Origin of the sequence: Streptomyces albireticuli (assembly GCF_021228125.1) — a bacterium.
Classification (GTDB): domain Bacteria; phylum Actinomycetota; class Actinomycetes; order Streptomycetales; family Streptomycetaceae; genus Streptomyces; species Streptomyces albireticuli.
On the sequence record NZ_JAJQQS010000009.1, the window covers coordinates 280,317 to 304,558 of the forward strand.

Genomic DNA, 24,242 nt, shown 5'->3' on the forward strand with positions numbered 1-24,242 from the left:
CCGGAGGGCACCGTGCGCCGCCGACTGATCAATTCCACCCTCGCCGTCGTCCTCGTCGTGATCGCCGTGTTCGGCATCTCGCTCGTCCTCGTCGAGACCCGGACGATCGAGAGCAGCGCGCGGGAGAGCGTGAAGTCCGAGGCCGTGCGCCTGGTGAGCATCGTCGACAGCCGGCTGCTCGGGCGCGAGCGCGTGGAGTCGGGCGTGCTGCGCGAGCAGATCACCCAGCACCGCTACGCCCGCATCGACATCCCGGGCCGCCCCTCCATCGAGGTCGGCACCCGCCCCGAGGGCGGGGTCATCGCCGCGACGGAGAAGGGCGAGCAGGGCGAGATCGTCCGGGTCGAGGAGTCCCGCTCCACGGTCAGCCGGGAGGTCGGCCGGACCCTGCTGGTGATCCTCGCGGTGGCCCTGCTGGCCGTGGTCGCAGCCGTCTTCCTGGCCGTGCGCCAGGCCAACCGGCTCACGGCGCCGCTCACCGACCTCGCCGAGACGGCCGAGCGCCTGGGCTCGGGCGACCCCCGGCCGCGCCACCGCCGCTACGGGGTGCCCGAGCTGGACCGGGTCGCGGACGTCCTGGACGCGAGCGCCGAGCGGATCGCCCGGATGCTCACCGCCGAGCGGCGGCTGGCCGCCGACGCCTCGCACCAGCTCCGCACCCCGCTGACGGCGCTCTCCATGCGGCTGGAGGAGATCACACTCACCGACGAGCCGGAGACGGTCAAGGAGGAGGCGACGATCGCCCTCGCCCAGGTGGAGCGGCTCACCGACGTCGTCCAGCGGCTGCTGACGAACTCCCGCGACCCCCAGTCCAGCTCGGCCGTCACCTTCGACCTGGACGAGGTCATCAAGCAACAGATCGAGGAGTGGCGGCCCGCGACGCGCAGCGAGGGCCGGGTCCTGGTGCGCTCGGGCAAGCCGGGCCTGCGGGCCGTCGGCACCCCGGGCGCCGTCTCCCAGGTCCTCGCGACCCTCATCGAGAACTCCCTGATGCACGGGGACGGCACGGTGGCGCTGCGTACCCGGGTCACGGGCAACCAGGCGGTCGTGGAGGTCACCGACGAGGGCCCGGGGGTCCCCGCGGACCTGGGTGCCCGGGTCTTCGAACGGACGGTCAGCGGCCGGAACTCCACGGGGCTGGGCCTGGCGGTCGCCCGCGACCTGGCGGAGGCGGACGGCGGCCGGCTGGAGCTCCTCCAGGCGAACCCGCCGGTGTTCGCGCTCTTCCTGAGCCGCGAGGCGGACGACCACGGCGAAGGCGTCGGCTGAGCCGTCGCGGCCCGGCTCCGGGCGCGCGTGCCCCCGGCGGCCGGGCGCGTCGTACGGACCCCGCGCGGGTCCGTACGGCACCGCCCCGGCGTGACCTACGCCCGCTCGCTCGCCCCGGCCCGCTCCGGAGCCGTCGCCAGGAACGATTCAGCAGTCTCCACGGCCTCACGCGCGGGCAGCGCCCGGAACACCCAGGTCCGGTAGGACCAGAAGCGGAAGACGGTTCCTATGCCGAGGCCGACGACGTTCTTCGCGATGTTGTCCGCGAGCGACGAGGTCATTCCGAGGCCGTAGTGCGAGAGCGCCAGGATGCCGTTCTCGATCACCAGGCCCGCTCCGCTGAAGAGCAGGAAGAGGGAGAGCTCGCGGCTGCGCCGGGAGCGGTCGCACTCGCGGTACGTCCAGTAGCGGTTGCCCACGTAATTGGTGGCGATCGCGACGGCGGTGGCGATGACGCCCGAGCGCACCACCGCGAGCTGGAACCCGTGCACGCAGATGTTGAAGACGATGAGATTGACCACGAACCCCATGGCTCCGACCGCGCCGAATTTCGCGATCTCGCGGGCCAGCCGCTCCAGCCGGGATCGCACTGTGCGCCGTTGATTCATAACGATCGTCAGGCTCCGTCGGTGGGCGGTCGGGGAAGTGTTCCAAGGGGTAGAGCGGCATTCATGCTATCCAGCGCCTCCGGCGGCCGATGGGCCGAGTCGGTGAACGCGAGACGAACGCGCGCGATATCGGCGCGATATCGGCCATCCGCGTACCGGACCGTCTCTTCGGACGATCCTCCAAACGCGGTGCCCGGGTGGTTCGCGCGTACGGATACTCTGGGGGCGTGACGTTCCCGGTAGTCGGCATGGTCGGCGGCGGCCAGCTCGCCCGTATGACCCACGAGGCGGGCATCCCCCTCGGCATCCAGTTCAAGCTGCTCAGCGATACCCCGCAGGACTCGGCGGCCCAGGTCGTGAGCGAGGTCGTCATCGGCGACTATCGCGACCTGGAAACCCTTCGTGCTTTCGCACAAGGCTGCGATGTGATCACCTTCGATCACGAGCACGTTCCGACCGAGCATCTACGGGCCCTGGAGGCCGACGGCATCCCCGTCCGCCCCGGGCCCGACGCGTTGGTGCACGCCCAGGACAAGGGCGTGATGCGCGCCCGGCTCCTGGAGATCGGCGTGCCCTGTCCACGGCACCGCCTCGTCGCGGACCCCGTGGACGTGGCGCGGTTCGCGGCCGAGGGCGAGGGCTTCCCCGTCGTCCTGAAAACGGTGCGCGGCGGATACGACGGCAAGGGGGTCTGGGTCGTCCGCACCGTCGAGGAGGCGGCCGAGCCCTTCCGGGCCGGGGTGCCCGTCCTCGCCGAGGAGAAGGTCGACTTCGTCCGCGAGCTCGCGGCCAACGTCGTCCGCTCCCCGCACGGCCAGGCGGTCTCCTACCCCGTCGTCGAATCCATCCAGGTGGACGGCGTCTGCGACACCGTGATCGCCCCCGCGCCCGGCCTCTCCGCGGAGCTCTCGGCGCACGCCCAGGAGCTCGCCCTGAAGGTGGCCAAGGAACTCGGCGTGGTCGGACACCTCGCCGTGGAGCTCTTCGAGACCCGCGACGGCCGCGTCCTCGTCAACGAGCTGGCCATGCGCCCGCACAATTCCGGGCACTGGACCCAGGACGGCGCGATCACCTCGCAGTTCGCCAACCACGTCCGGGCCGTGCTGGATCTCCCGCTCGGCGATCCCCGTCCCCGGGCCCGCTGGACCGTCATGGCCAATGTGCTCGGCGGCGACTACCCGGACATGTATTCCGCGTACCTCCATTGCATGGCACGCGACCCGGGCCTGAAGATCCATATGTACGGCAAGGACGTGAAGCCCGGCCGCAAGGTCGGGCACGTCAACACCTACGGCGACGACCTGGCGGATGTGCGCGAGCGCGCGAGCCACGCCGCCGGATATCTGCGAGGAACGATCACCGAATGACCAGCTCCCCCCTCGTCGGCATCGTGATGGGCTCGGATTCCGACTGGCCCGTCATGGAGGCCGCCGCCAAGGCCCTGGACGAATTCGAGGTCCCTTACGAGGTCGACGTCGTCTCCGCGCACCGGATGCCGCGCGAGATGATCGCGTACGGCGAGGGGGCCGCGGGCCGCGGTCTCAAGGCGGTCATCGCCGGTGCCGGGGGAGCCGCCCACCTGCCCGGGATGCTCGCCTCCGTCACCCCGCTGCCGGTCATCGGCGTGCCCGTACCGCTGAAGTACCTCGACGGCATGGACTCCCTGCTGTCCATCGTGCAGATGCCGGCCGGAGTGCCGGTCGCCACCGTCTCCGTCGCCGGTGCCCGCAACGCCGGCCTGCTCGCCGTCCGGATGCTCGCCGCGCACGACGCCGGGCTCCAGGAGCGGATGCGCCACTTCCAGGACGAGCTCAACGAGCAGGCGACCGAGAAGGGCCGCAGGCTGCGCGCCAAGGCCGGCGGCAACGACTCCTTCGGCTTCGGGAAGTGACCGCCGTGACCGCCGGGGACCACCTCGCCCGCGCCCATGAGCTCCTCGCCGACCACCCCGTCGTCGACGGCCACAACGACCTGCCCTGGGCGCTGCGCGAGCAGGTCCGCTACGACCTCGACCGGCGCGACATCGCCACCGACCAGAGCGCCGACCTCCACACCGACCTGCCGCGGCTGCGCGCCGGCGGCGTCGGCGCGCAGTTCTGGTCCGTGTACGTCCGCACCGACATGGCCGGCGACGAGGCCGTCAGCGCGACCCTCGAACAGATCGACGTCGTACGGCAGCTCGTCGCCCGCCACCCCGCCGACCTCCGGCTCGCCTTCACCGCCGACGACATGGAGGCGGCGCGCGCCGAGGGGAGGATCGCCTCGCTCATGGGCGCCGAGGGCGGCCACAGCATCAACAACTCCCTCGCGACGCTGCGCGCCCTGCACCGGCTCGGCGTCCGCTATATGACGCTGACCCACAACGACAACATCGCCTGGGCGGACTCGGCGACCGACGAGCCGAGGGCGGGCGGGCTGACCCGTTTCGGCGAGGAGGTCGTCCGGGAGATGAACCGCACGGGCGTGCTCGTCGACCTCAGTCATGTCTCGGCCGACACCATGCGGGACGCGCTGCGGGTCACCGAGGCGCCGGTGATCTTCTCGCACTCCTCCGCGCGCGCCGTCTGCGACCACCCGCGCAACATCCCCGACGACGTGCTCGCCGCGCTGCCCGCCAACGGCGGCGTGGCCATGGCCACCTTCGTGCCCAAGTTCATCCTCCCGGCCGCCATCGAGTGGACCCTGGCCGCGGACGAGAACATGCGCGCCAACGGCCTGCACCACCTGGACACCACGGCCGCGGGCATGGCCGTGCAGCGCGCCTTCGAGGCCGTGCGCCCCCGCCCGCTCGCCACGGCCGCGACCGTCGCCGACCACCTCGACCACATGCGCGAGGTCGCCGGCGTCGATCACATCGGCATCGGCGGCGACTACGACGGCACGGCCTTCACCCCGGCCGACCTCGCGGACGTCGCGGGCTACCCCAACCTGATCGCGGAGCTGCTGCGCCGCGGCTGGTCGGACGCCGACCTCGCCAAGCTCACCTGGAAGAACGCCGTGCGCGTGCTGCGCGACGCGGAGGACGTGGCGCGCGGGCTCCAGGGCCGCCGCGGCCCGTCGATCGCCACGATCGGCCAGCTGGACGGCTGACGGCCCGGCGGGCCGTCAGGCCCGCAGGATCAGGCAGAACGGATGCCCCGCGGGGTCGGCGTAGACACGGAAGTCGCGCCGGCCCCCGTCGTCGTCCACGTCCAGCGGCTTCGCCCCGAGCTCCAGCACCCGCGCGTGCGCCGACTCCATGTCCGTCACGTCGAGGTCCAGGTGGAGCTGCTGGGAGTCGAGGTCGGCGCGCGGCCACTTGGGCGGTACGAGGCCGGGGGCGAGCTGGAAGGCCAGCCTGCCGCCGTCCGGCAGATGGAGGTCCACCCAGTCGTCCTCCTCGGGGTCCTCCTCGACCCGGCCGCCGAGCACCTCGGCGTAGAACCGGGCCAGCGGCAGCGGCTCGGGGCAGTCGACGACGGTCGCCGAGATCTTCGCGATGGGCACACTCACTCCTCGGACGTGCGGGTGGTACGAGCGATTGCGGGTGGTGCGAGGGGTAAGGAAGGGGACCCCCGGGGCATGTTCCCCGGGGCCCGTCCGGCTACGCCTGCGGGCGGCCCATCGCCCGGAAGGCCCACCCCGCGTCGCGCCAGGCGGCGGCGTCCAGGGCGTTGCGGCCGTCCAGGATCCGGCGCGCGGCCACGACCTCGCCCAGCGCCGCCGGGTCCAGCTCGCGGAACTCCGCCCACTCGGTGAGGTGCAGCACCACCTGGGCGCCCCGGCACGCCTCCAGCGCGGTCGGCGCGTAGCCGAGCGTGGGGAAGAGGCCGCGGGCGTTGGCCATGCCCTTGGGGTCGTAGACCGTGACCTGGCCGCCCTGGAGGTGGATCTGCCCGGCGACGTTCAGCGCGGGGGAGTCCCGGACGTCGTCGGAGTCGGGCTTGAAGGTCGCGCCCAGGACGGCGACCCGCTGTCCCAGGAAGCTGCCGCCCAGGCACTCGCGGGCCAGCTCGACCATGTGGCCGCGGCGGCGCATGTTGATGGAGTCGACCTCGCGGAGGAAGGTCAGCGCCTGGTCCACGCCCAGCTCTCCGGCGCGGGCCATGAAGGCGCGGATGTCCTTGGGCAGGCAGCCGCCGCCGAAGCCGATGCCGGCCCGCAGGAACTTCCGGCCGATCCGCTCGTCGTGGCCGATGGCCTCGGCCAGCTTCACCACGTCGCCGTCGGCGGCCTCGCACACCTCGGCCATGGCGTTGATGAAGGAGATCTTCGTGGCGAGGAAGGAGTTGGCGGCGGTCTTCACCAGCTCCGCCGTCGGGTAGTCCGTGACGACGAAGGGGGTGCCCTCGCCGACCGGGGTCGCGTAGACCTCGCGCAGCAGCTTCTCACCGTGCTCGCCGGAGACGCCGACGACGATCCGGTCGGGGTGCAGGGTGTCCCGGACGGCGAAGCCCTCGCGCAGGAACTCGGGGTTCCAGGCGAGCTCGACCTCGTCGCCCGCCGGGGACAGCTCCCGGAGCAGCCCCGCGAGCCGGGCCGCGCTGCCGACCGGCACGGTCGACTTGCCGACGACCAGCGCCGGGCGGCGCAGCACCGCGGCCAGCGAGGAGAAGGCGGCGTCGACGTAGGTCATGTCGCAGGCGTACTCGCCGTGCTTCTGCGGGGTGTTCACACAGACGAAGTGGACGTCGCCGAACTCGCCGACCTCCTCCCAGGAGGTGGTGAAGCGCAGCCTGCCGGTCGAGCCCTCGATGCCGGCCACATGGCGGCGCAGCAGCTCCTCCAGACCGGGCTCGTACATGGGGACCTTGCCCCGGCCGAGCATCTCGATCTTCTCGGGGACCACGTCGAGGCCCAGTACCTCGAAGCCGAGCTCGGCCATGGCCGCGGCATGGGTGGCGCCGAGGTAGCCGGTGCCGATCACGGTGATCCTGGGGGCCATGCGTGCTCCATGTGCTGACGGGCTGGTGCGGTGCCCGAGCATAGTAGGGGCCCGCCGGGGGAAGGACCTGGGGAGACGCCATGAACATCGGGCGCCGTACCGGGCGTGGCCGGGGCACGGTGGCGAGCGCGGTGCGCACCCGTGCGGACCGTCGTTCCGACGCTGTCGGCAAGCTCACGTATCCCCGTTCGGAAGCCGCCCCCTAGAATCGAGTTACTAAACGGTAGTTAACTTCTCAGGGGAGTACGCCTTGGCGGGAACAAAGGACTTCGACCTGTACCGGCCGGCCGAGGAGCACGACGAGCTCCGCAAGGTCGTGCGCCAGCTCGCCGAGGCGAAGATCGCCCCCTTCGCCGCCGAGGTCGACGAGGAGGCCCGCTTCCCGCAGGAGGCCCTGGACGCCCTGGTCGCCTCCGACCTGCACGCCGTGCACGTCCCCGAGGAGTTCGGCGGCGCGGGCGCCGACGCCCTGGCCACCGTGATCGTCATCGAGGAGGTCTCGCGCGTCTGCGCCTCGTCCTCCCTGATCCCCGCGGTCAACAAGCTCGGCTCGCTGCCGGTGATCCTCTCCGGCTCCGACGAGCTGAAGAAGCGCTATCTGGCCCCGCTCGCCAAGGGCGACGCGATGTTCTCGTACTGCCTCAGCGAGCCCGACGCGGGCTCCGACGCGGCCGGCATGAAGACCAAGGCCGTGCGCGACGGTGACCACTACGTCCTCAACGGCGTGAAGCGCTGGATCACCAACGCCGGCGTCAGCGAGTACTACACGGTGATGGCCGTCACCGACCCCGAGAAGCGCTCCAAGGGAATCTCCGCCTTCGTCGTGGAGAAGTCCGACGAGGGCGTCTCCTTCGGTGCCCCGGAGAAGAAGCTCGGCATCAAGGGCTCCCCGACCCGCGAGGTCTACCTCGACAACGTCCGCATCCCCGCGGACCGGATGATCGGCGCGGAGGGCACCGGCTTCGCCACCGCGATGAAGACCCTGGACCACACCCGCGTCACCATCGCGGCCCAGGCCCTCGGCATCGCCCAGGGCGCCCTCGACTACGCCAAGGGCTACGTCCAGGAGCGCAAGCAGTTCGGCAAGCCGATCGCCGACTTCCAGGGCATCCAGTTCATGCTCGCCGACATGGCCATGAAGATCGAGGCCGCCCGCCAGCTGACCTACGCCGCCGCCGCCAAGTCCGAGCGCGGTGACAGCGACCTCACCTTCCAGGGCGCGGCGGCGAAGTGCTTCGCCTCCGACGTGGCCATGGAGGTCACGGTGGACGCCGTCCAGCTCCTCGGCGGTTACGGCTACACCCGTGACTACCCGCTGGAGCGCATGATGCGCGACGCCAAGATCACCCAAATCTACGAGGGCACCAACCAGGTCCAGCGCATCGTCATGGCGCGCAACCTCCCGAAGTAGCCCCGGGCGCGCGAGGCGCACGGACGAAAGGCCCCCCGGCACCCTGCCGGGGGGCCTTTCGCGCCCGTACGGGCCAACACCTCTCGCGGTGCCGGGCACACCCGCCGAAGCTGCGGGTGGAGGACGCCCGTACCGCCATGGAGGCCCCGCACATGCCCGACGTCACCGGACCGTACCCGCCCGGCACCCCCTGCTGGGTCGACCTGATGGTCCCCGACCAGCAGGCCGCCCTCGACTTCTACCGCGACCTCTTCGGCTGGCAGGGCGAGCCCGGGCCGCCGGAGACCGGCGGGTACGCGATCTGCGCCAAGGACGGCAAGCCCGTGGCGGGCATCATGACGGCGATGAACCCCGACGGCAGCACGCCCGACCCGGCGCCGCCGAGCGTGTGGACCACCTATCTGGCGACCGACGACCTGGACGCCACGGAGCGGGCGGTCACCGCCAACGGCGGCAAGCTGATGATGCACGCGACGGACGTGCTCACCCTCGGCCGGATGGCGGTCGCCGAGGACCCCACGGGCGCGGTCTTCGGCCTCTGGCAGGCCAAGGACTTCATCGGCGCGACGGTCGTCAACGAACCCGGCTCGTTCATCTGGAACGAGCTCAACACCAACGACACGGCCACCGCCTCGGGCTTCTACGCCACCGCGCTCGGCCTCAAGGCGGCCCCGATGGACGGCGCGCCCGGCTACTTCTCGCTGACCGCGGGCGACCGGACCATCGGCGGGATGCAGGCGCTCGGCACCCTGCCCGCCCCGCCCGAGGGGCCCTCGAACTGGCTGACCTACTTCTCGGTGGACGACACCGACAGCACGGTCGACGCGGTGACCCGGGCCGGCGGCTCGGTGATCAAGCCGCCGTTCGACATGGTCGCCGGGCGGATGGCGGTCGTGCAGGACCCGCAGGGCGGCGCCTTCGCCGTGATCGACGCCAGCGCCACCGAGGGCCCCTGATCACCCGGCGGTGACCTTCTGGTCCTTCTTGAGCTGGTCGAAGAGCTGCTTGGCCTTGGCCGTGTCCCACTTCACGGCCACGCCGTCGCCGCGGGTCGGGAAGTTCGCGGACGCGATCGGCACCGTCAGCTGCTTGCCGTCGCCGCCCGTCACGCCCTTCATCGCCCAGAACATCGACGTCAGGTCGAACAGCCCCATGTCCTTGTCGACGATCAGCGTGTCCAGGCCGGAGCCGATCACGGGGTAGAGGCGGAACGGGTTGAGGACCGTGCTCGGCGAGGCGGCCTGCTTGGCGAGGGTGTTCAGGAACTTCTGCTGGTTGCGCATCCGGCCCAGGTCCTGGTCGGCCTCCTGGTGGCGCTGGCGCACGAAGGCCAGCGACTGGGCGCCGTCCAGCTCCTGGCAGCCCGCCTTGAAGTCCGCGCCGGAGTCCCGGTCCTTCAGCGGCTTGTCCAGGCACATCTCCACCCCGCCCAGCGCGTCGACCAGATTGCGGAAGCCGCCGAAGCCGATCTCCGCGTAGTGGTCGATGCGCAGCCCGGTGTTGAACTCGATGGTCTGTGCGAGCAGCTCCGGCCCGCCGTCGGCGTAGGCCTGGTTGAGCTTGTGCGTCGAGGCGGGGAACCTCTTGCCGGACTCCTTGCCGGTGAAGGCGGGGATCGTGACGTACGAGTCACGGGGCAGGCTCAGCATCGTGGTGCCGTTGTCACCGGTGTGCAGGATCATCATCGAGTCGGTGCGCTTGCCGTCCGCCGACCCGGTGTGGAGCTCCTTCTTGTCCTCGTCGGACAGGCCCTCGCGGCTGTCGGACCCCACGATCAGATAGTTGGTGCCCTCGCCCGCCGCCGGCCGGTCCTGGACCTTGCCGAGGTCGACCTCGCGGCGCAGCTTGGAGTCGGCCCAGAAGTACGTGCCCACGGAGACGGCCAGCAGCACCACCACGAAGGCGGTCAGACCGACCGTGATCCGCTTGCGCCAGTTCGGCGGGGTGGTGCGCGGCGCGCCGCCGCGCGGGCCCCCGCCGTGACCGCCGTGGCCGCCGCGCCCCGGGCCGGCCGGGCCGCCGGGACCGTAGACCTGTCCCGTGTTGTAGCCGTCGTCCCGGCGGCCGCCGGAGGCGTGGTCCGTGACCGCCGTTCCCTCGTCGTAGCCCGGGACCGGCTGGTACTGGCGGGGTGGCGCCGTGCGCCGCACATGGGGCATGGCACGGGCGCCCTCGGGCTCGGCATTCGTGCTGCCGCGCCCGTACCGGCCCCGCTCGTCGGTCCGCCCATCCGGCCAATCGCTCATGTAACGCAGTGTGCCTCGACCGCCCGGCCGCCCGGCAGGGCGAGGGCATGATCGGGGCAGGGCTGTTGCAGAGCTGATGCAGAACGACCCTCGCGCGACGGGCGGCATACAGTGGTGGACATGACCATTCAGGACGGGAATCCGGAGACGGACATACCCGGTAAGACGACGTCGGCCTCCCGTACGACGCTGTCCCACATCATGACCGGCAGCGACACCAACCTGCTGGGCACCGTCCACGGCGGCGTGATCATGAAGCTGGTGGACGACGTCGCCGGCGCGGTCGCGGGCCGGCACTCCGGCGGCCCCGCGGTCACCGCGTCCATGGACGAGATGGCCTTCCTGGAGCCGGTCCGCGTGGGGGACCTCGTCCATGTGAAGGCGCAGGTGAACTGGACCGGCCGGTCCTCCATGGAGGTCGGCGTCCGGGTGCTCGCCGAGCGGTGGAACGAGTCGACCCCCGCCGTCCAGGTCGGCAGCGCGTACCTCGTCTTCGCCGCGGTCGACGCGGACGGCAAGCCGCGGCGCGTCCCGCCGGTGCTCCCGGAGACGGAGAGGGACCGCAGGCGCTACCAGGAGGCGCAGATCCGGCGTACGCACCGCCTCGCGCGGCGCCGGGCGATCATGGAGCTCCGCGAGAAGCGGGCCGCGGACGGTATCGAGGACTGACCGTCCACGGGCCCCGGGGATCCGGGGCCTGCAGCCCGGGCCCTTCCGGGCTGCCGCGCGGTGCCCTCAATCGCCGGACGGGCCGGATTTCGCCCGGGCCGGCCTTTCGCCACCGGGGCCGCGGGCCGGATTCCGCTCGGGCCGGCCTTACCGACAGGTCCGGAGACCGGGCTCCAGCCTGTCCGGCGCCTGAGGACATTCGGGAAGGGGCGGGCAGGGGAAAGCCCGCCCGCCGCTACACCCCCGCCGCCCCCACCGGCCCCTCAGGGCAGATCACCTGGTCGCCCGTGACCGCCGCCGCCCCCCGCCGCTTCGGTACCGGCGCGGCGATCCGCACCGCCCGTACCTCCTTGAAGTCCAGCCCCAGTGTCACCTTCATCAGCGGGCCCTGCCGGGCCACCGGCCGCAGCTCCGCGCCCGGCAGCGCCGCCGCCAGGGAGCGCACCGAGCGGTCCCAGCGCGGGTCGTAGGCGATCACCGTGCGCCGCTGCGGGACCGGTACCCGCGCGTCCGCCGGCAGGCCCGTCGTGCTGAAGCCGGTCGCGCGCAGGTCCAGGTCGGTGGCGCGGGCGAGGCCCTGGCGGCCGCTGCCGTTGTAGACCTGGACCCGGATCTTCTGGGGCGCCACCTCGACCGGCACCGGCGGCCCCGACAGCCGGCGCGGCGCCTTGGCGTCGTGCGCCCGCCGGTTGCGCTCGGTGAGCGGCCGGTCCTCGCGCAGGGCCTGGAAGAGCTTGCCGGCCGCCGCGTCGTCCCACTTCACGGTCGAGCCGATGCGCGGGACGGGGAAGTCCGCGACCCCCACCGGCACCGAGACGAACTCCGCCGAGGAGGGCGAGAGATTGCGCATCGCCCGGCCCAGCCCGACCAGCTCGTCCCCGCCGAAGCCCCGGTCGGCGCGGACGGAGCCCAGCAGCGTGGCGGATACCTCCTGGAACTTCACCGGGTTCAGCAGCACCCCGCTGCTCGTCGCCTGGTGCAGGAGCGAGGCGAGGAAGCGCTGCTGCCGCTGCATCCGGCCCAGGTCGGCGGCGCCGTCGAGGTGCCGGGAGCGCACGTACTGCAGCGCCTGCCCACCGTCCAGGTCGCTGGGCCCGGCCGGCAGGTCCAGCCCGCTGTAGCGGTCCCGGAGCGGCTTGGCCGAGCACACCCGCACCCCGCCCAGGACGTCGACGGTGCGCATGAAGCTCACGAAGTCGACCTCCAGATAGTGATCGACGTGCACACCGGTCAGGTTCTCCACCGTCCGCACGGTCAGGCTGGGGCCGCCCTCGGCGTAGGCGGCGTTGAGCTTCTGCGGGTGGGCGGGGTGCCTGCGGCCGGCCTCGTCGGTGCGCTCGGGGATCATCGCGTAGGTGTCGCGGGGCAGGCTGACCACGGTCGCCCGGTCGCGCTCGGCGGAGAGGTGGACGAGCATCAGCGTGTCCGTGCAGTGGCAGGGGGCACCGCCCAGGTGGTAGCGCTCCCGCTGGGCCCGGCTGATCCGCTCCCGGCCGTCCGTGCCCACCAGCAGCACGTTCATCCCCTGACGGGTCTCGGGCGGCCGGTTCACCAGCCCGCGGAAGGCGTCCACCCGATCGATCCTGCTGTCGATCCCGCTGACCACGGCATGCCCGATGCCCCCGGCCCCCAGCACCGCCAGCGCGGCCAGCGAGGTGATCCGCAGCCCCCAGCGGGGCCGGCGGGGGGCGCCGTGGCGGGCCCGGCGCGAGCGCGGGTTGCGGGCCGGTGCGGTCATGGGGACCTCCGCGACGGACGGGACCAGGACGGGGCCGGACCCGGAAGGGCCAGGGAGCGGTCACGGTATGCCCATACGATCTACGGACCGCGCCCCCACGCCGTTCGGGTCACGCCTGCCACCCGGCCGGGAGCGTCGGCTTCCGCCATTAGCGGTAACGTGACGGACGAGTCCGCCGCCCCCCGCCCGTCCGGTGAGTGACCCCCGTACCCCCGAGGAACCATGCCCGAACAGCAGCCGCCCGCCGTTTCCGTGATCATGCCGGTGCTCAACGAGGAGCGGTATCTGCGCACCTCCGTGCGGCACATCCTGGAACAGGAGTACGCCGGCGAGCTGGAGGTCGTGATCGCCCTCGGTCCGTCCACGGACCGCACGGACGAGATCGCCGCCGAGCTCGTCCGGGAGGACCCCCGGGTCCACACCGTCCCCAACCCCACCGGCCGGACGCCCGCCGCGCTCAACGCCGCGATCAAGGCGTCCCGTCACCCGATCGTGGTGCGCGTGGACGGCCACGGCATGCTGTCGCCGAACTACATCGCGACGGCCGTGCGGCTGCTCGACGAGACGGGCGCGCAGAACGTCGGCGGCCTGATGCACGCCGAGGGCGAGAACGACTGGGAGCACGCGGTCGCCGCCGCCATGACCTCGAAGATCGGCGTGGGCAACGCGGCCTTCCACACGGGCGGTGCGGCCGGCCCCGCCGAGACCGTGTACCTGGGCGTCTTCCGGCGTGAGGCGCTGGAGCAGCAGGGCGGCTACAACGAGGAGTTCATCCGCGCCCAGGACTGGGAGCTGAACTTCCGGATCCGTGAGGCGGGCGGGCTGATCTGGTTCTCGCCGGAGCTCAAGGTCTCCTACCGGCCGCGCCCGAGCGTGAAGGCGCTCGCCAAGCAGTACAAGGACTACGGCCGCTGGCGGCACGTCGTCGCCCGCTACCACCAGGGCTCGATCAACCTCCGCTACCTCGCGCCGCCGACCGCCGTCGTGGCCATCGCCGCGGGCGTGGTGGTCGGCGCGGCCGTCACCCCCTGGGGCCTGGTCGTGCCGGCCGGGTACCTGGCGGCGATCGCCGCGGGCTCGGTGCCGGCGGGCAAGGGCCTGCCGCTCAAGGCGCGGGCGCAGATCCCGGTGGCGCTGGCGACGATGCACATGTCGTGGGGGTTCGGCTTCCTGACCAGCCCCCGCTCGCTGGCCCGCAAGGTCATCGCCAGCCGCCGCCCGGCGGTCACGAAGTAGGCGGCGCGCCGCCGTACGGGCCCGCCCGGGCCCGTACGGCTTCCCGTCCACGGACGGGCCCCGCTCGGCGTCGATTCAGCTCGGCATCGGTTCAGCTCGGAATCGATGCGGCTCAGAAACGATTCAGCGAGTTGACCTTCATACAGGCCGACGTGTCGTTGCCGTTGAGCGGGTCCGAGCTCTCGGGCGCCTTGTTGTCGTCGCCCTTGCCGTCCTTCTTCTCGCTGTCCTTCTTCTCGCCGTCCTTCTCGGCGCCGTCCTTCTTGGGATCGTCCTTCGCGTCGTCCGCGGCCTTCGGGTAGGACGTGCCCGTACGCCAGTCCCCGCCGACGACCAGGGTCAGCCCGTCGACGGCCGTGGACATCCGCAGTGCGCTGTCCGGCAGGCCCAGGGCCTTGGCCAGCGCCTCGGCGTCGCCGCGCTGGGAGGCCTTCGCGTAGCTGAGCGTCGTGTCGGCCTGCGACCGGGGCGTGGAGTCCGCCGTGGCCTTGCTGAACCCCTGCTTCACCAGGAAGGCGGCGATGTCGGAGCCCCGGCCGACGGCCACGGGCTGGGCGGCGGTGCCGGTGCCGTTGAAGACCGTGACGTCGACGGCGCTCTTCGGGCCGCTCGGGGCCGCGGGGGAGGCGCTCTTCTCCTTCTTCTTGTCCTTGCCGTCGAGCGCGATGTCGTTGCGCACCAGCGAGAAGAGCTTGTCCGCGTCGCCCGGCTTGGGGACCACGTGCGCGTCCGGGTTCTGCGGGTCGGAGACCCACGGCATGGTGGTCATGGTGATCCGGCCGGACGGCACGCGCTTGATGTCGTCGGCGAGGTCGTAGAGCTTCTTGACCGAGCCGAGGTCCTTGTCGACGGTGAGTGCCTTGGTCGCGGCCTCGGCGAGGTCGGTGAGCTGGCCCGGGTCGGAGAGCTTGGTGCCGGACTTGAGCTGGCGGACCATCGAGTTCATGTACATGTGCTGGGCGTGGGTGCGGCCGATGTCGCTGCCGTCCTCGAAGCCGTGCCGGGTGCGCAGCCACTGGAGGGCCTGCTCGCCCTTGACGTTGTGCCGGCCCTTGCGCAGCCGGAGCCCCGACTTGTCGTCGTAGACGTTGTTGTCGACGCAGACCGGGACACCGCCGACGGCGTCGGCCATGTTCACCACACCGGCGAAGTCGATCATCATGAAGTGGTCGACGGGGATGCCGGTGAGCTCCTCCCAGGTGGCCACCGTGCAGCCGGGGCCGCCGTTCATCAGGCTGGTGTTGATGATCTGGCGGTCCGTCTCCCGGTAGACCTTGCCGTCCTCCGGGTCGGTGCACTTGGGGATCGTCACCCGGGTGTCGCGCGGGACGCTGATGACCGACATGTTGGAGCGGTCCGCCGAGACGTGGACCAGCATCTGCACATCGGCGAGCGGTTTGCGGCCGGCGTCCTCGCGGGCGCCGCCGAGGGCGACGTTCTCCGCGCTGTTCCGGCTGTCCGAGCCCAGGAGCAGGATGTTCAGGGGCCGCTGGCCGGCGGCGTTGGCGGCGCTGCGGTCGAGCCGCTTGTCGCCGAGGTTGAGCGCGTCCTTCTTGAGGTTGCCGTTGAGGTGCTCGTAGTAGAAGTACCCCGCGGCGGCGGTGCCGAGGATGAGGACCGCGAGGCAGAGCGCGGTCCAGCGGGCTATTCGGCCCGCGCGGGTGCGCCGGGCACGGGCCTTGCCGTGACCCGACTTACCGTCACCGGCCGTGGTGCCGGAAGTCTTGGTGTCACCGGACTTGGGGGCGGAATGCTTGCCATTGCCGGATTTGGTGGCGGAATGCTTGCCGCCGCCGGACCCGTTCCCGCCGGTTCCGGCGGCGCCGCTCTCCCCGGCACCGGTCTCCGGCGCGTCCTCCGGCTTCCCGGCCGTCTTCGCGGTGATCTTCCCGGCCGCGCCGGTTTCCTTCCGGCCGCGGGCCCCCGGGACGCGGCCGCGCGCCCGCGGCCCCCGCACACTGCTGTCCCGCATGGGGCCTCCCCTTAACTGCTGCGTCCGGCCCGATGGGCAGGCGTGTCTGATCTCGTCACTCTGTGCACGCAGAGCGCTCCGAGCGGATCGTACGGCCGTGCCGTGCTCAGATGACCGGTCGTCCGATAGTGAGATGCGTGTGTGCGGGGGCTGGGTTCACTTGGCGCAGATGTTCTTGTCGTCCGCTTCGACCTTTTGGATGCCTTCCGGCGCCTTCGCGGGCGTCGGCACGGATACCGGAGTGCCCGCGGCCTTGTAGTCGGCGCCGAGCGTGAGAGTCATCTCCGCGGTCGGGGCGGCGTCCGCCTTGCCCACCTTGAGCGCCTCGACGGGCAGGCCCATGACCTCCGCGAGACGGCGCGCCTGATCGGCCTGGTTGGGCGCGAACTCCAGGACGGTCTTGTCCAGCTTCTTGCCGCCGACGGCGTTGCCGCCGTTGCTCGTCAGGCGCATGCCCTTGGTGTTCTGCATCCAGACGACGGCCTCCTGGGCGGCGCCGATCCGGCCGCTGCCGTTGAGGACCTTCACCCGGACGCTCCCGGGCTCGGCCTTGGGCCCCTTGAGGAGGGCGTCCTGGGCGGCGTCCGCCTTCTCCTGCTCCTTCTTCTCCTTCTCCTTCACCTCGGTGAGGGAGACGTCGTCGCGGACCATGGCGAAGAGCGGATCGGACTTCGTCTTGTCGAGGACGACCGTCTTGTGGTTCTTGCCCTCGGCGGGGTTGTCCTTGACCGGGACGGTCACGAAGGAGATGTTCTTGATGTTGACCCGGCTGAGGTCCTTCGCCAGCTTGGTCAGATTGCTGACGGACCCTATTCCCGTGTCGACCGTCAGGGACTTCGTCGCCGCGTCACCGAGGTTGTAGAGCTTCTTGGGGTTGGTGAAGGTGTCGTCCGACTTCATCTCGCGGATCATCGAACTCAGGAACTGCTGCTGGAGCTTGATCCGGTCCAGGTCGCTCTCGAAGCCCACGCTGTGCCGGGTGCGGACGAAGGCGAGCGCGTCCTCGCCCTGGATCTTGTGCCGTCCCTTGCTGAGCTTGAGGTGCGACTTGGGGTCGTCGATGTCCTTGGCCAGGCAGACCTCGACGCCGCCGACGGCCGCCGACATCTGCTTCACGGCGTTGAAGTCCGCCATCATGAAGTGACTGACCTTCAGGCCCGTGAGCGCCTCGACGGTCCGCCAGGTGCAGCCCGGGTCGCGGTCCTCCTGGCCGAGGCTCTCGTTGAACCGGACGCCCGTGGAACCCGGGATCGTCGTGGTCTTGCCGTCCTTCTTGGTGGTGCACTCCGGGATGTCGGTGATCATGTCGCGCGGGATGGAGAGCGCCGTGGCGTTCGACCGGTCCTCGGAGACATGGAAGAGCAGCGTGGTGTCCGCGTGCCCGACGCTGCCCTCGTCGCCGTAACCCTGGTTGCCCTTGCCGTCACGCTTGTCGGTACCGATGACCAGGATGTTGACGGGGCCCTTGGTGACGGCGGCGTTGTCCACACCGACATCGATCTTGTTGAGGTTGTTGTTGAAGTGCTGGTAGAGCAGATACGCGCCCAGTGAGCCGCCGACCAGCACAAAGGCGAGGGTGCCGCCGGTCCACAGCATCACCTTCTTCTTCGTGCTCTTCTTCGGCTTGGGGCGCCGCCGGCCCGTGGCCGGCTTGGCCCCCGCCCGCCGCCCGCCGCCGCCACCGCCGCGCTGCGGCGGCACGGCGCGGCGGCCGGGCGGCGCCTCGGTGCTTCGGGGCTTGGGCGGAGCGGCCGGGGCATCGGCGGTGGAAGCAGTGCTGGAGCTGTGCCCGGAGGCCTGCCCGGCCTCCTCGGCTTGGTCAAGACGCAGCTCGTAGCTGCCGGTTTTCGGGTCGAAGACCCACTGGTCGGCGGGGTCGATGCCGCCCGCCCGCCCACGGCCTTGCGCGTCCACGGTCGCTTGAATCCTCCGTCGGTGCCACGCGGCGCCTACCCCCCAGAGGCGCTCGGTCACGTCATCAGTGCAGTGCGCGGTCAGCCGGCCGTGCGCACCGGATCGCTCACACTATCCGCCCAGTTCAGCGCCAAGCGACGCCGGTGACAAATTCCACTCCCCTACAACTGGGCAATCTGCCCAATCCCTTCGCCCACGCAAAAACCCGATCATACGCTTCGGGCGATTCATCCACAGATGCCGTGTGCTGCGGTGGTTCCCTCGTATGTGGGAGGGGCGGTAGGTGACGGAGAGACGGCCGGGGGGCTCATGGGGGAGGCGCCGGGAGGGGCGATGGACCGCTCTCCGTAGGCGGGTGAGGAGGCGGGCCCGTAAGAGGGCTCGGAGGGGGAGGGAACGTCGTACTCGGCGGGGCTCCCGGGCTCCGGGGTCCATTCCTCGGCCTCGACCTCGGCGCCGTTCCACGACCGCCCCGCCGCGCCCGCCGCCGGCTTGCCGCCGGGCTTGCCGTCCGCGGGCCGGACGTGGGCGCTCACCGACACCGGGCGGTCCCGGCGCAGTTGCTCGAAGAGCTGGTCGGCGTCCGGCTGGACGAGCTCGTCACGGGCCGGGTTGTACGGGTACGGGCGGCGCGGCACCGTGAGGAACTGGACCCGGTCGCTGGGGATGCCGCGCACGGTGCGCACCAGGTCGTACATCTTCCGCAGGGTGTCCAGCCCGGCGTCCGTGGTCAGCGAGGACGTCGCCGCGTCCAGCACCGGGTAGAGCCGCGCCGGGTTGAGCAGTACCCCGTTGCTCTGCATCTCCTTGAACAGGGCTCCCAGGAACTCCTGCTGTCTCCCCATCCGCTCGGTGTCACTGCCGTTGCCGAGGCTGTAGCGGGCGCGTACGTAGCCGAGCGCCTGCTCCCCGAGGAGCACCTGACGGCCCGCCGGGAGCTTGAGCCGCGCCTCAGGGTCGTCCACGGCCTGCTTGAGGCACACCTCGACCCCGTCGATCGCGTCGACCAGCCGCTTGAAGCCGTTGAAGTCGACGATCACATGGTGATTGATGCGGATGTGACTGATGTTCTCGACGGTACGGATAGTGCAGGCCGCGCCCGCGAGCTCGAAGGCCCAGTTGAACTGGGCGAACCGCTCGTTGGTCTCGGTGCCGTCCGGGCGGCGGCAGGCCGGGATCCTCGCCATCAGGTCGCGCGGCAGGCTGACGGCGGTCGCGCCGCGCCGGTCGGCGGCCACGTGCAGCAGGATCGTGGTGTCCGAGCGCTGGCCGCTGTCCTCGCCGTAGCTGGCGTTGCCGGGGCCGTCGCGGGTGTCCGAGCCGATGATCAGGATGTTCTGCGCGCCGGCCACCAGCTCCGAGGGGCGCTCCTTCTCGTAGCGCGCCAGTTCGTTCGCGGTCGCGGTGTCCGTGGTGATGTTGCTGTCGAGCCGCTGGTAGAGCAGCCAGCCCACGGCCACCACGGCGAGCGTCAGCACCACCAGGCCCAGGGCCAGCCAGCGCAGCCAGCGGCGCCGCCGCCGGGGCGCGGGCGGGAGGAGATCGATGCTGTCGTGCACGGCTGCGTCCCTCCCTCACCGGGTGGTACGTGCCTCCGTAGGGGGCCTGGTCCGCGCGGGGGGCCCGCGCCTTGCGCTGTGTGCGTGCCCCCCGATCATCGCGCGGCGGCGCGGATGCGGCAGCGTCAGAGGGCCGTCACGGTGACGCGCTCGGTCTCCCGGCGCTTGTCCAGGCCACCGCCGGAGAGCCGGTCGAGGTTGCGGCAGAGCACCACGGAGCCACCGGCCGCCAGCGGGGCGAAGAGGCCGGCGGAGAGTCCCTCCCAGCTGTCGTACGGCAGGCCGGAGAGCATCCGCGAGCCCGTGCCGAGGCCGTGCTGGAAGGCGTCCGTACGGGCCCGCTCCACCAGCTGGGCGCCCGTCAGCTCCAGGCCGCCCACGACGAGGAAGGGCGCGTCCGGGTCCACGGGTACGTACGGGGCGAAACGGTCGCCCTGGCTCGGCACCTCGACGGCGTAGTCGGCGAAGCCCTCGGGCGGCTGGGGGAACCGGCCACCCAAGGGGCGCAGGGCGAGGGCCACGCGCTCTCCGGAGCACGCGCGCGCCTCCTCCAGGGCGTCCGGGCCGCTGACGACCAGGTCCGCGGCGGCCGGGTCGCCGCCCACGTCGGCCACCACGCCGACGGACGCGCAGGCCAGCAGCCAGACGGCGGTCTGCCAGTGGGCCGGCAGGTGCAGGGCGACGCGGTCGCCCGGCTCGGCCGAGTAGGCGTCCTGGAGCAGATTGGCGGTCTTCGCCACCCAATTGGCGAAGGTCGCCACGGACAGTTCCACGCGTTCGCCGGTGGCGTCGTCGTAGAAGGTCACGAGCGGGCGGGCCGGGTCCGCGGCGAGCGCGGAACGCAGCAGGTCGGCGGGGGTGCGATCGGTGGCGTTCATCGCCGTCAGGGTACGCGGCGGGCCGGTCGCGCACCGAGGGAACGGGCTCGCGGGGACGTCCGCCACGGCCGACTGGCCGTCACCCGCTGAATGGACATGTCTGCCCGTATATGTCCAGGATTTCTTTTATGCGTGGATTTCTTGTCTCCTCGATCGTGACCGCATGCGCCGCCGCCCTCACCCTGCCCTTCCTCGCGACCTCTTACGGGGCGGCTCCCTCGCCCGCCCCGGGGGTCCGTGGGAGCAAGGGGCACGCGCCCGCCGCGCCCCGGGCGGTCCCCGGCTCGACGCGGTCGGTGCCGCTGATCCCGCTCGCCGCCGGTGGCCGGGCGCGCGCCTTCGGGGGCGGGCCCGCCCCCGAGCAGGGCTTGCTGGAACGGGAGGTGAAGCCCTTCTCCCTGGTCGGCATCGTCTGGGACGACGCCTCCGCCGAACTGCGCGGCCTGGCCCAGGTGCGCACCCGCGCGGTGGCCAACGGCGACTGGTCGAAGTGGCAGGACGTGCAGACCCATGACGACGACCGGCCCGACCTCGACTCGGCCGAGGGCCGCGGCGGGCGGCTGCGCGGCTCGACCGCGCCGCTGTGGGTCGGCGCCTCCGACGCCATCCAGGTCCGCGTCCGCCCGGAGGCCGTCGCCGACCGGACCCCGGAGGGCCGCGCCCTGCCGGCCGGTATGCGCCTGGAGCTCGTCGACCCCGGCGAGGACCCCGTCCGCACCCGCGCCGCCGCGCCGCCGGACACCGAGGAGGAGATCGCCACCTCGGCCGCCAACGCCCCGCTGGTCCCGCTGGGCGCCACCGAGATCCCGGCGGCGGGCAAGACCGCCTCGGTGGCCGACATCGCCGCCACCGGCGCCGGCCGGGGCGGCGGCCATCGGGCCGACGACCCGGAATTCCCGATGGACCCCGACGACGCCTCGGTGCCCCGGGTCTCGGAGTACGGGGACCCCGTCGACGCCACGTACCCCGGGGACCTCGACGACGTCGACAACCCGATGGCCGACACCGGCCGCTACGCCGGCCCGCGCCCGCGCATCGTCACCCGGGTCGGCTGGGGGGCCGACGAGTCGCTGCGCGAGAAGGGCTTCTCGTACACCAACACCGTGCGGGCCGCCTTCGTGCACCACTCGGCCTCCGGCAACCGCTACACCTGCGCTCAGTCCGCCTCGGTCATCCGCAGTATCTACCGCTACCACGTGGTGAGCAGCGGCTGGCGGGACCTGGGCTACAACTTCCTTATCGACAAGTGCGGGAAGATCTACGAAGGCCGCGCCGGCGGTGTGGCCAGGGCCGTCATGGGCGCCCACACCCTCGGTTTCAACACCAACAGCATGGGCATCGCCGTTCTCGGAACATTCGACAAGAGCAGCCCGCCCACCGCGGCCGTGAGCGCCGTCGGCGCCCTCACCGCCTGGAAGCTCGGACTGTTCGGGGCCAACCCGAGGGGCACCACGACGCTGGTGTCCGGCGGCGGCAACCTGTTCAAGAAGGGGACCTCGGTCAAGCTCAAGGTCATCTCCGGGCACCGCGACGGCTACGCGACGGAGTGCCCCGGTGACCGCCTCTACAGCAGGCTCGGCACGGCGCGGTCCACGGCGGCGCGGCTCCAGGGACGCTGATCTGGCAATCCACCTACTCCGGGTCTGCATACACTGGCCGCCGATCACGGCCCGGCCCCAGCAGGAAGCAGAGACGACAAGGTGACAGAAGCGATCCTCCTGGTCGGCGGCAAGGGAACCCGGCTCCGCCCGCTCACGATGAACACGCCCAAGCCCATGGTCCCGGCCGCCGGCGTCCCCTTCCTCACGCACCAGCTGGCGCGGGCGCGGGCGGCGGGGATCGACCACATCGTGCTGGCCACGTCCTATCTGGCCGAGGTCTTCGAGCCGTACTTCGGCGACGGCTCCGCGCTGGGCCTGCACCTGGAGTACGTCACCGAGAAGGAGCCGCTGGGCACGGGCGGCGCGATCCGCAACGTGGCCGCCAAGCTGCGCTCCGGCCCGGACGACCCGGTCCTGATCTTCAACGGCGACATCCTCACCGGCCTCGACATCGAGGCCCTGGTCGACACCCATCGCACGGCGGGCGCGGACGTCTCCCTGCACCTGACCCGGGTGGCGGACCCCCGTGCCTTCGGGCTGGTCCCGACCGACCCGGACGGGCGGGTGACGGCCTTCCTGGAGAAGCCGCAGACGCCCGAGGAGATCGTCACGGACCAGATCAACGCGGGTGCCTACGTCTTCAACCGCTCGGTGATCGACACCATCCCGGAGGGCCGCCCGGTCTCGGTGGAGCGCGAGACGTTCCCCGGCCTGCTGGCGGCGGGCGCCCACCTCCAGGGCATGGTCGACTCCACGTACTGGCTCGACCTCGGCACCCCCCAGGCGTTCGTGCGCGGCTCGGCGGACCTGGTCATGGGCCGGGCGCCGTCCCCGGCGGTCCCGGGCCGCTGCGGCGACCGGCTGGTCCTCGACACCGCCGAGGTGGCCCCGGACGCCAAGCTCACGGGCGGCACGGTCATCGGCGCGGGGGCCCGTGTGGCACCGGGCGCGGAGGTGGACGGCAGCACGGTGCTGGACGGCGCGGTCATCGAGGCGGGCGCGCAGGTGCGTGACTCGCTGGTGGGCGCGGGGGCCCGGATCGGGGCCCGTACGGTCCTCGACGGCGCGGTCATCGGGGACGGGGCCGAGATCGGCGCCGACAACGAGCTGCGGGCCGGGGCGAGGATCTGGTGCGGGGCGAGGATCCCGGACGCGGCCATCCGGTTCTCGTCGGACCAGTGACCGTCACGGCGGAGCAAGCCCATCACTCACAAGAGTGATTTCCTCACACCAATTCTCAGCAGCGTCTCGCGACCCCGAAAACGGAGGCGGAACATCCCGTTCCCTTTCCGTTCGGACGTACCCTGACCGAATGGCAACGCGCACATGGGCCCCACCGGGCCCGTACGACCTGGGACGCACCCTGGGCGTCCTGGGGCGCGGCCCCGGCGACCCGGCCTACCGCCAGGACCCGGACGGATCGGTCTGGCGGGCCAGCCGCACCCCGGCGGGCCCGGGCACCCTCCACCTGGTGCCCCGGGACGGCGGGGTACGGGCCGAGGCGTGGGGGCCGGGCGCGGACTGGCTCCTGGAGACCCTCCCCACCCTGCTCGGCGCGACGGACGACCCGGAGGCGTTCGTACCGCGCCACCGCCTCCTCCACGAGGCGCACCGCCGCAACCCGGGCCTGCGCCTGGCCCGCACCGGCCTGGTCATGGAGTCGCTGATCCCGGCGGTCCTGGAACAGAAGGTGACCAGCGACGAGGCGTACCGGGCCTGGCGGCTGCTGCTCCAGCGGCACGGCGAGCCGGCACCGGGACCGGCGCCCCGCATGCGTGTGATGCCGGAGCCACGGGCCTGGGCCCTGATCCCCTCCTGGGAGTGGCACAGGGCGGGCGTCGACGGGAAGCGGTCGGCGGCGATCGTCCGGGCGGCCCGCTCGGCGGCGAGGCTGGAGGAGGCGGCCGAGATGGACGGCCCCGCGGCGGCGGCCCGCCTCCAGGCGATCCCGGGCATCGGCCCGTGGACGGCGGCGGAGACGATCCAGCGCAGCAACGGCGCGCCGGACGCGGTCACGGTGGGCGACCTGCACCTGCCGAGGACGGTGGGCTACGCGCTGACGGGGGCCAGGGGGACGGACGACGCGGGGATGCTCGACCTGCTGGCCCCGTACGAGGGCCAGCGGCACCGGGCGTGCAGACTCATCCTCCTGATGACGAGGGCACAGCCGAGAAGAGCACCGAGACTGTCGGTGAACGACATCAGAGGACTCTGAGC

The 24,242-nt window shown here is 72.0% G+C and carries 20 protein-coding genes; 11 read left to right on the forward strand and 9 right to left on the reverse strand.

Features of this window, described 5'->3' with window-relative positions:
• Positions 1-12: 12 nt before the first annotated feature.
• Entirely contained in the window at positions 13-1,269 is a 1,257-nt protein-coding gene (locus LUZ64_RS18880) for a sensor histidine kinase (protein WP_095582882.1), read from the forward strand.
• Positions 1,270-1,364: 95 nt separating this feature from the next.
• On the opposite strand, the gene LUZ64_RS18885 is transcribed toward LUZ64_RS18880, so the two are convergent.
• A complete protein-coding gene (locus tag LUZ64_RS18885; protein ID WP_095582883.1) occupies positions 1,365-1,877 on the reverse strand; it encodes a GtrA family protein in 513 nt (170 codons plus the stop codon).
• Between the two features lie 227 nt (positions 1,878-2,104).
• On the opposite strand from LUZ64_RS18885, the gene LUZ64_RS18890 reads away from it, so the two are divergent.
• The 3 genes from LUZ64_RS18890 to LUZ64_RS18900 are packed head-to-tail and all read left to right on the forward strand — an operon-like array spanning position 2,105 to position 4,967.
• Complete coding sequence (locus LUZ64_RS18890) at positions 2,105-3,244, forward strand: 5-(carboxyamino)imidazole ribonucleotide synthase (RefSeq protein WP_095582884.1); 1,140 nt, start codon at positions 2,105-2,107, stop codon at positions 3,242-3,244.
• Positions 3,241-3,768, forward strand: coding sequence for a 5-(carboxyamino)imidazole ribonucleotide mutase (gene purE / locus LUZ64_RS18895; protein WP_095582885.1), 528 nt, complete (start codon positions 3,241-3,243; stop codon positions 3,766-3,768). The genes LUZ64_RS18890 and purE overlap by 4 nt, the downstream gene beginning before the upstream one ends.
• Positions 3,765-4,967 carry a dipeptidase gene (locus tag LUZ64_RS18900; protein ID WP_232390154.1) on the forward strand — a complete coding sequence of 401 codons (1,203 nt, stop codon included), beginning with the start codon at positions 3,765-3,767 and terminating at the stop codon, positions 4,965-4,967. Before purE ends, LUZ64_RS18900 begins: the two co-directional genes overlap by 4 nt.
• A gap of 15 nt (positions 4,968-4,982) precedes the next feature.
• On the opposite strand, the gene LUZ64_RS18905 is transcribed toward LUZ64_RS18900, so the two are convergent.
• The gene (locus LUZ64_RS18905) at positions 4,983-5,363 is read right to left on the reverse strand and encodes a VOC family protein (protein ID WP_095582886.1); all 381 of its coding nucleotides are present in this window, start codon (positions 5,361-5,363) and stop codon (positions 4,983-4,985) included.
• 97 nt (positions 5,364-5,460) lie between these two features.
• Positions 5,461-6,801 carry a UDP-glucose dehydrogenase family protein gene (locus tag LUZ64_RS18910; RefSeq protein WP_095582887.1) on the reverse strand — a complete coding sequence of 447 codons (1,341 nt, stop codon included), beginning with the start codon at positions 6,799-6,801 and terminating at the stop codon, positions 5,461-5,463.
• A 250-nt stretch (positions 6,802-7,051) separates the two neighbouring features.
• Between LUZ64_RS18910 and LUZ64_RS18915 the strand changes: the two genes are divergently transcribed.
• Together LUZ64_RS18915 and LUZ64_RS18920 are read left to right on the forward strand one after the other, a co-directional pair.
• A complete protein-coding gene (locus LUZ64_RS18915; RefSeq protein WP_095582888.1) occupies positions 7,052-8,212 on the forward strand; it encodes an acyl-CoA dehydrogenase in 1,161 nt (386 codons plus the stop codon).
• Between the two features lie 152 nt (positions 8,213-8,364).
• Positions 8,365-9,168, forward strand: a complete 804-nt coding sequence (locus LUZ64_RS18920; RefSeq protein WP_095582893.1) for a VOC family protein — start codon at positions 8,365-8,367, stop codon at positions 9,166-9,168.
• Here the strand turns inward: LUZ64_RS18920 and LUZ64_RS18925 are convergent, their stop codons facing one another.
• On the reverse strand, positions 9,169-10,458 hold the full coding sequence (locus tag LUZ64_RS18925; protein ID WP_095582889.1) for an LCP family protein: 1,290 nt from the start codon (positions 10,456-10,458) through the stop codon (positions 9,169-9,171).
• Between the two features lie 120 nt (positions 10,459-10,578).
• On the opposite strand from LUZ64_RS18925, the gene LUZ64_RS18930 reads away from it, so the two are divergent.
• Entirely contained in the window at positions 10,579-11,127 is a 549-nt protein-coding gene (locus tag LUZ64_RS18930; RefSeq protein ID WP_095582890.1) for an acyl-CoA thioesterase, read from the forward strand.
• A gap of 235 nt (positions 11,128-11,362) precedes the next feature.
• Here LUZ64_RS18930 and LUZ64_RS18935 read toward each other — a convergent pair whose 3' ends face one another.
• The gene (locus LUZ64_RS18935) at positions 11,363-12,865 is read right to left on the reverse strand and encodes an LCP family protein (protein WP_232390153.1); all 1,503 of its coding nucleotides are present in this window, start codon (positions 12,863-12,865) and stop codon (positions 11,363-11,365) included.
• A 222-nt stretch (positions 12,866-13,087) separates the two neighbouring features.
• On the opposite strand from LUZ64_RS18935, the gene LUZ64_RS18940 reads away from it, so the two are divergent.
• On the forward strand, positions 13,088-14,101 hold the full coding sequence (locus tag LUZ64_RS18940) for a glycosyltransferase family 2 protein (RefSeq protein ID WP_095581574.1): 1,014 nt from the start codon (positions 13,088-13,090) through the stop codon (positions 14,099-14,101).
• Positions 14,102-14,213: 112 nt separating this feature from the next.
• Here the strand turns inward: LUZ64_RS18940 and LUZ64_RS18945 are convergent, their stop codons facing one another.
• The 4 genes from LUZ64_RS18945 to LUZ64_RS18960 all read right to left on the reverse strand — a co-directional run bounded on the left by LUZ64_RS18945 (position 14,214) and on the right by LUZ64_RS18960 (position 20,424).
• Positions 14,214-16,073 (reverse strand): LCP family protein, encoded by a 1,860-nt coding sequence (locus LUZ64_RS18945; protein ID WP_095581573.1) that lies wholly within the window; start codon positions 16,071-16,073, stop codon positions 14,214-14,216.
• A gap of 156 nt (positions 16,074-16,229) precedes the next feature.
• The gene (locus LUZ64_RS18950; RefSeq protein ID WP_232390152.1) at positions 16,230-17,987 is read right to left on the reverse strand and encodes an LCP family protein; all 1,758 of its coding nucleotides are present in this window, start codon (positions 17,985-17,987) and stop codon (positions 16,230-16,232) included.
• Positions 17,988-18,214: 227 nt separating this feature from the next.
• Complete coding sequence (locus LUZ64_RS18955) at positions 18,215-19,546, reverse strand: LCP family protein (protein ID WP_232390151.1); 1,332 nt, start codon at positions 19,544-19,546, stop codon at positions 18,215-18,217.
• 125 nt (positions 19,547-19,671) lie between these two features.
• Positions 19,672-20,424 (reverse strand): TIGR03089 family protein, encoded by a 753-nt coding sequence (locus LUZ64_RS18960; protein ID WP_095583098.1) that lies wholly within the window; start codon positions 20,422-20,424, stop codon positions 19,672-19,674.
• Positions 20,425-20,552: 128 nt separating this feature from the next.
• Between LUZ64_RS18960 and LUZ64_RS18965 the strand changes: the two genes are divergently transcribed.
• The 3 genes from LUZ64_RS18965 (at position 20,553) to LUZ64_RS18975 (ending at position 24,240) form a co-directional block, all read left to right on the forward strand.
• Positions 20,553-22,043 carry a peptidoglycan recognition protein family protein gene (locus tag LUZ64_RS18965; RefSeq protein ID WP_095583097.1) on the forward strand — a complete coding sequence of 497 codons (1,491 nt, stop codon included), beginning with the start codon at positions 20,553-20,555 and terminating at the stop codon, positions 22,041-22,043.
• An 81-nt stretch (positions 22,044-22,124) separates the two neighbouring features.
• Positions 22,125-23,207 (forward strand): mannose-1-phosphate guanylyltransferase, encoded by a 1,083-nt coding sequence (gene manB / locus LUZ64_RS18970; protein WP_095583096.1) that lies wholly within the window; start codon positions 22,125-22,127, stop codon positions 23,205-23,207.
• 130 nt (positions 23,208-23,337) lie between these two features.
• Complete coding sequence (locus tag LUZ64_RS18975; RefSeq protein WP_095583095.1) at positions 23,338-24,240, forward strand: DNA-3-methyladenine glycosylase family protein; 903 nt, start codon at positions 23,338-23,340, stop codon at positions 24,238-24,240.
• Positions 24,241-24,242 lie beyond the last annotated feature (2 nt).

Coding starts and splice junctions, on each gene's coding strand:
- LUZ64_RS18885 (WP_095582883.1), bottom strand. CDS start 1,877: ATGAATCAACGGCGCACAGTGCGATCCCGGCTGGAGCGGCTGGCCCGC.
- purE (WP_095582885.1), top strand. CDS start 3,241: ATGACCAGCTCCCCCCTCGTCGGCATCGTGATGGGCTCGGATTCCGAC.
- LUZ64_RS18910 (WP_095582887.1), bottom strand. CDS start 6,801: ATGGCCCCCAGGATCACCGTGATCGGCACCGGCTACCTCGGCGCCACC.
- LUZ64_RS18920 (WP_095582893.1), top strand. CDS start 8,365: ATGCCCGACGTCACCGGACCGTACCCGCCCGGCACCCCCTGCTGGGTC.
- LUZ64_RS18925 (WP_095582889.1), bottom strand. CDS start 10,458: ATGAGCGATTGGCCGGATGGGCGGACCGACGAGCGGGGCCGGTACGGG.
- LUZ64_RS18930 (WP_095582890.1), top strand. CDS start 10,579: ATGACCATTCAGGACGGGAATCCGGAGACGGACATACCCGGTAAGACG.
- LUZ64_RS18935 (WP_232390153.1), bottom strand. CDS start 12,865: ATGACCGCACCGGCCCGCAACCCGCGCTCGCGCCGGGCCCGCCACGGC.
- LUZ64_RS18940 (WP_095581574.1), top strand. CDS start 13,088: ATGCCCGAACAGCAGCCGCCCGCCGTTTCCGTGATCATGCCGGTGCTC.
- LUZ64_RS18945 (WP_095581573.1), bottom strand. CDS start 16,073: ATGCGGGACAGCAGTGTGCGGGGGCCGCGGGCGCGCGGCCGCGTCCCG.
- LUZ64_RS18960 (WP_095583098.1), bottom strand. CDS start 20,424: ATGAACGCCACCGATCGCACCCCCGCCGACCTGCTGCGTTCCGCGCTC.
- LUZ64_RS18965 (WP_095583097.1), top strand. CDS start 20,553: ATGCGTGGATTTCTTGTCTCCTCGATCGTGACCGCATGCGCCGCCGCC.
- LUZ64_RS18975 (WP_095583095.1), top strand. CDS start 23,338: ATGGCAACGCGCACATGGGCCCCACCGGGCCCGTACGACCTGGGACGC.